This window comes from Nocardioides sp. (assembly GCF_034670285.1).
GTDB lineage: Bacteria > Actinomycetota > Actinomycetes > Propionibacteriales > Nocardioidaceae > Nocardioides.
This window is the reverse complement of sequence record NZ_JAXMNS010000285.1, coordinates 1-5096: the sequence shown is the minus strand read 5'-3', so window position 1 is coordinate 5096 and position 5096 is coordinate 1. Positions and strand designations below refer to the sequence as shown.

Below are 5096 nucleotides of genomic sequence, written 5' to 3'. Positions count from 1 at the left end.
GCCGAGGCCCGCGCGGGCGCGGGCATCGACCGAGCGGCCGGTGACGTCGTCGCCGGCGAGGTGCACCGTGCCGGACGTCGGCCGCGACACCCCGGAGAACAGGTTGAACAGCGTCGTCTTGCCGGCACCGTTGGGGCCGATCACCGCCAGCATCTCCCCCGGCGCGACGGCCAGGGTGACGCCATCGATGATCCGCGCCCCACCGATGGAGAGGTGCAGGTCCTCGACCGCGAGCACCGCGTCGCGGGAGCGGTCGAGCCGGCTCACTGGCCGGCGACCGGCGGTGCGACCGTGGCGGCGTCGACCGTGTTGACGAGCTCGGGAGTGGGCGAGCCACCCTCGTCGACGAGCGTGGCGGCGAACATCGGCTGGATCAGCGCGTGGTCCTCGGCGCGGACCGTCATCGAGCCCTTGGGGCCGTCGAACTCCCAGCCCTCGAGGGCCTCGATCATCGCGTCGACGTCGTCCCCGCCGCCCTCGGCGACCGCGTGGGCGATCATCTGGCCGGCGACGAACCCGTCGGGCGAGAACAGGTCGGCCTCGGCGCCGTCGGCCTCGAGGTAGTCGACCATCGCGGTGTTGACGTCGTTGTCGGCGGCAGCGCCGAAGTAGTGCGAGAGGAAGGTGATCTCCTCGGTCGCGGTGCCGTAGGCGCCATAGCTGGCGACGTCACCGAGCCCGGTGGTGACCTCGACCTCGTCGAAGACCTTCTGCTGGCTCAACGCGCTCCACATGGCGCTCGTGGTGTCACCGGCCCAGGCGACGAAGACCAGGTCGGGGTCGGCGTCGAGGATGCGACGGGCGAACGGCGTGAACTCGGTGGCGTCCTCGGGCACGAGCACGGAGTCGACGGTGGCACCGGCGCCGCCGAGGACGGCCTCGACCGCGGCGACGTTGCCCTGGCCGAAGGCGTTGTCCTGGCCGAAGACGACGACGTCCTGGCCGGCGGGCTCACCGAGGAAGCTGCCGGCGGTGGCGACGTCCTGGTAGGTCTGGCGACCGGAGCGGAAGGTGTAGCGGTTGATGCCGGTGACGGCGTCGGCGGCGGCGGCGCCGGAGATGTAGAGGACCTCGTTCTGCTCGGCCTGCTCGGCCAGCGAGAGGGCGACGCCCGAGGAGATCGTGCCGGCCATGATCTTCGAGCCCGAGCCGATGGCGTCCTTGGCCAGGCCGACGGCCTTGGCGGCGTCGCCGGCGTCGTCGGAGAACTCGAGGTTGATGGTGGTGCCGTCGATCTCGCCGGTGCCGTCGGTGGCGTAGTCGAGGCCGGCCTCGAGGCCGTTGCGGTAGGCCTCGCCGTAGGCGGCGAGCGGTCCGGTCTGGGAGTAGATGACCGAGACGTCGACGGTGCCGGCGTCCGAGCCGGACTCCGATCCCTCCTCCGGGGCGCAGGCCGTGGTGAGTGCGAGGACGCCGGCGGCAGCAACGGCCGCCAGGCTGGTGGAACGGCGGCGTACGCCGTGCGGTCGTGCGGTGCCCTGGGTCATCTGGATCTCCTTGGTCGATGAAAACCTGACAGGTGATTCAGGTCTCAGGACGAGACCGTAGTCACACCCCCGGCCGCTGTCAACGCTCAGTCGGCCGCGGCCAGTCGCTCGAGCAGCTCGCCGGACTGCTTCACGCCGGTCAGGGCCGCCGGGTGCAGCTCCAGCTCCTCACCGGTGCGCAGCACGGTGAAACGACCGTCGGCCTCCACCACCGCCACCGCCACCTCCTGGGGCGTGCGCACCCCCGCCCCGCGCAGGGCGCTCCACAGCGCCGACTCGTCGAGCCCGAGCCGAGCCAGGTCGCCGCGCTGCACCTGCCCGGCCACCATCACCGCGACCGCGCGGTGGCGACGGCGCGCGACCATGCGCGCGCTGCGTCGTACCCGCCCTGCAACGCACTCGACCAGGAAGAGGGTGCCCAGCGCCAGCAGACCCCCGCTCAGCGTCGGCACCTGACCGAGGATCGAGCGGCCCACGATCGCGCCGAGCACCGTGACCACCGCGAGGTCGAGGCTCGACGGCGAGGCGTAGAGCCGTTGGCCGGCCCTGCTCAGCAGGCTGGTGATCGCGCCGTACAGCACGATGGTGGAGATCACCACCGCGAGGGCGCCGAACGGGGAGATGCCGAGGTAGTACGCGAGGTCGTCCATCGGGCCATCGTGGCCCATCGACGCGGCCGACCGCCGGGGTCTCGGCTGTGAGCTCAGCACTCGCGTACTCTCCGTCCGGGCGCCCGAATCCGAGCACCTCTCGGAGCTCTGCTCGACGCAAGGAGTTGCCCATGTCGGCTCTCACACGTCTTCAGCGGTCGCTGGGCGTCGTAGCGCTCGTGGTCACGTCCACTGCCGCCGGCGCCGGTGCGGTCTCGGCCGCCGACCCGGAGCAACCCGCCGCCCCGCCCGTCGTGACCGGCGAGAGCGTCGAGATCGGCGGGGTCCCCCGGCACGGGTACACCCGGAGCTACACGAACCTGCTCGCCAACGATCATGACCCGAACGGTGGGTCGCTGACCCTGTGCGGCATCGACAACCCGCACGAGGACGCGATCTCGGTCAGTCTCGGCGGGCGGCCACCCGCTGAGCCCGGCCTCGTCTCGATCGGCGCTCACCTCAACGAGACCGCGACCTACGAGATCACCTACTCGGTGTGCAACGAGCAGGCCGGCGCCGAAGGCATCCTGACAGTCGACGTCTTCCGGGTCGACCCGGTCGAGGTCCAGGTGGTCTCGCCGGGCCGGCTCGAGTTCACCAACCCGGGCACCCGAGCGGTCATCGTGACCTACGGCCGCAGGACGGACAGGAGCCTCGACGGTCGGTTCCGACTCGCCCCGGCAGCCACCCGCGTCGTCACGGTGCATCGCTCCACGATCCACTGGTACGCCCACCACCTCGACTATCCGGCGGGTGCCGGTCGCATCGACAACACCGGCGCCGCCGACCACGCCGAGGTGCCCAAGCTGGTCGCCGAGGCGATCGGCCCCTATCGGGTGCGGTTCACCAACCCGGGTGGCCTCCGGGCACTGATCGTCTACGGCAAGGCCTTACGGCAGCTGAAGGGCCCGAAGGTCGACGGGTCCGTCGAGCTCGCTGCCGGCGCTTCGACCGTCATCCGGACCCGTCGCGACGTGCTGGCCTACCGGTCGAAGGCCCCCTACGGTCTGAGCCTGGGCCACGGCAGGGTGCGTCACCTCGGCGACCCTCGCCCCGTACAGCGTCCTACTCGGGGTTGACGAGCGCCGCTCCCGTGGCCGAGATCATCGGCGCCTCCGGCCCACCCGGCACCGTGAGCGGGAGGTCGACCGGTGCACTGACGCGCACCACGACCCGGTCGTCACGCACGGCGACCTCGAACCACAGGGCTGGGAACTCGCGGTAGGCGCCGACCTGGGTGAGGTAGTCGCGCACCCCGATCTCGGCCTGCGCCCGGGTCTGGGCCAGCGCGTGGGAATCGAGGCCTCCGGTGTAGACCTCGGTGCCCTCCGCGCCTGCCTCGGCGCCGAAGAGCGCTGCTCCGTCGGCGAGGGTGTCGAGGCCCTGTCGGTGCAGGAACGCCGCCGAGGCGTCGATCACGAAGGCGACCGTCATCGCCAGCAGGAGCGCGAAGCCGATGATGAGCGGGGTGGCACTGCCGCGGTCGTCGCGCGCACGCGGCGTCACGACGTACCGCCGTCGACGGGCACGTAACGCCCGATCGGCACCGTGTGCGAGGAGTCGAGCCGGAATGACGGCTTGCCGCCACCGAGGAAGTCGGGCATCAGCGGCAGCACGACCTGCGACGTCACCCGCACGGTGATCACCGAGGTCCCGCTGTGGCAGGCGTTCGGGTACGGCGTGCAGGCGACGTCCACGTCGACCGGGACGCGGTCGAGCCCCTGGTCGCTCAGCGCCTGCCGTGCCGCGGCCGCCGCCGCCTGGTCGCCCGCGACATCGCTGGGCGCCAGGGCGTAGGCGCGAGCGGCCGACCGGGCCGCCGACGTCACCGCAAAGGCGCCGCCCTGCACCTGGAAGACCGCGACGACGATCCACAGCATCGGCACCAGGAGCAGGATGCCCAGCCACACCAGCTCGACCACGGCGCTCCCCCGCTCGTCCTTCGCCGACGCCGTCATGGCTGCTCCGCCACCGCGTGACCCGCGACGACGAGGTCGACCCCCGGGCCACCGAGGCCCAGCGCCGGCACGCGGGCACGCACGACGACCTCAATCGTCGGCACCCCGCCCACGACCACGCGTCGTACGACGATGTCGCGCGCGAAGTCACCGGAGACGCCGGTGTCGATCTGGCTGCGCGTCCGAGCCACCCCGGCCCCGGGAGCAGCCCCCTGGGTAGCGGCGTAGCGCGCTCCCTCCGAGGCTGCGGCCGCGAGGGTGTTGCGCACGTGCATCACGAGAGCGACCTGGATGATGCCGAGCACCAGCGGCACGAGCACGACCATCACCATCACGATGTCGACGACCGCCGAGCCCCGCTGGCCCCGCTGGGCCCGCACGGCTACTGCACCGAGTTGAGCGCCGACTGCAGCATCGAGGTCAGCTGCTCACCGGCCAGCGCACTGATCGCGGCCATCAGGCCCACGGTCATGATCGTGACGAGCACCCACCCGGGCACGTCGCCGCGCTCGTCGCGGCGGCGATCAGCGGGCAGGGCGAGCATCAGGGCGAATCCGAGAAGTCGGACCAGGTGTTGGGAGAGCTGGGTCATGGTGGTTCCTTTCCGAGACGACCGCGATCTGCGGTCGGGCAGTGCTTGAGGAGACCTAGGGAGCAGCGAGGGACAGTCCGATCAGGCCGGGCCAGAAGGCGAAGAGCACGGTCACCGGCAGGATCAGGAAGACCACCGGCACCATCATCGCGACCTCGCGGCGGGCCGCGAGCTCGATGAGGTTGCGACGCCCGGCCTCGCGGACGTCAGCCGCCTGGGCGTGGAGCACGTCGGCGAGCGGGGTGCCGCGCTCCATCGCGATCGCGATGCCCTGGGCGAAGCGGGACACCAGCGGCAGCCCTGCAGTCACCGCCATCCGGTCGAACGCACTGGCCACCGGCTCACCGGTGCGGATCGCGGCGAGCACCTGGGCCAGGTCGCCGGACAGCTCGCCGCCACTGCGTCGTAC

The 5096-nt window shown here is 71.8% G+C and carries 9 protein-coding genes; 1 reads left to right on the top strand and 8 read right to left on the bottom strand.

Annotated elements, in window-relative coordinates; all coding sequences use genetic code 11:
- The 3 genes from VOI19_RS13975 to VOI19_RS13965 all read right to left on the bottom strand — a co-directional run.
- Positions 1–267, bottom strand: a 267-nt coding sequence (locus VOI19_RS13975) for an ATP-binding cassette domain-containing protein (protein WP_323793572.1), incomplete at its 3' end; no start/stop codon positions are given.
- Positions 264–1487, bottom strand: a complete 1224-nt coding sequence (locus VOI19_RS13970; protein ID WP_323793571.1) for a substrate-binding domain-containing protein — start codon at positions 1485–1487, stop codon at positions 264–266. The genes VOI19_RS13970 and VOI19_RS13975, both read right to left, overlap by 4 nt.
- An 86-nt stretch (positions 1488–1573) precedes the next feature.
- Entirely contained in the window at positions 1574–2137 is a 564-nt protein-coding gene (locus VOI19_RS13965) for a DUF421 domain-containing protein (RefSeq protein ID WP_323793570.1), read from the bottom strand.
- 131 nt (positions 2138–2268) lie between these two features.
- Between VOI19_RS13965 and VOI19_RS13960 the strand changes: the two genes are divergently transcribed.
- Entirely contained in the window at positions 2269–3216 is a 948-nt protein-coding gene (locus VOI19_RS13960; RefSeq protein WP_323793569.1) for a hypothetical protein, read from the top strand.
- On the opposite strand, the gene VOI19_RS13955 is transcribed toward VOI19_RS13960, so the two are convergent.
- The 5 genes from VOI19_RS13955 to VOI19_RS13935 all read right to left on the bottom strand — a co-directional run.
- On the bottom strand, positions 3203–3643 hold the full coding sequence (locus VOI19_RS13955; RefSeq protein WP_323793568.1) for a pilus assembly protein TadG-related protein: 441 nt from the start codon (positions 3641–3643) through the stop codon (positions 3203–3205). The two genes, VOI19_RS13960 and VOI19_RS13955, sit on opposite strands and share 14 nt — an antisense overlap.
- A complete protein-coding gene (locus tag VOI19_RS13950; protein WP_323793567.1) occupies positions 3640–4095 on the bottom strand; it encodes a hypothetical protein in 456 nt (151 codons plus the stop codon). Before VOI19_RS13950 ends, VOI19_RS13955 begins: the two co-directional genes overlap by 4 nt.
- Positions 4092–4475 (bottom strand): TadE/TadG family type IV pilus assembly protein, encoded by a 384-nt coding sequence (locus VOI19_RS13945; RefSeq protein WP_323793566.1) that lies wholly within the window; start codon positions 4473–4475, stop codon positions 4092–4094. The genes VOI19_RS13950 and VOI19_RS13945 overlap by 4 nt, the downstream gene beginning before the upstream one ends.
- Before the next feature lie 2 nt (positions 4476–4477).
- The gene (locus tag VOI19_RS13940) at positions 4478–4687 is read right to left on the bottom strand and encodes a hypothetical protein (RefSeq protein ID WP_323793565.1); all 210 of its coding nucleotides are present in this window, start codon (positions 4685–4687) and stop codon (positions 4478–4480) included.
- 55 nt (positions 4688–4742) lie between these two features.
- On the bottom strand, positions 4743–5096 hold a 354-nt coding region (locus VOI19_RS13935; protein WP_323793564.1), incomplete at its 5' end, for a type II secretion system F family protein.

Bases quoted from the DNA above. Each gene is read 5' to 3' on its own strand.
- VOI19_RS13970 (WP_323793571.1), bottom strand. From the start codon at position 1,487: ATGACCCAGGGCACCGCACGACCGCACGGCGTACGCCGCCGTTCCACC.
- VOI19_RS13965 (WP_323793570.1), bottom strand. From the start codon at position 2,137: ATGGACGACCTCGCGTACTACCTCGGCATCTCCCCGTTCGGCGCCCTC.
- VOI19_RS13960 (WP_323793569.1), top strand. From the start codon at position 2,269: ATGTCGGCTCTCACACGTCTTCAGCGGTCGCTGGGCGTCGTAGCGCTC.
- VOI19_RS13950 (WP_323793567.1), bottom strand. From the start codon at position 4,095: ATGACGGCGTCGGCGAAGGACGAGCGGGGGAGCGCCGTGGTCGAGCTG.
- VOI19_RS13940 (WP_323793565.1), bottom strand. From the start codon at position 4,687: ATGACCCAGCTCTCCCAACACCTGGTCCGACTTCTCGGATTCGCCCTG.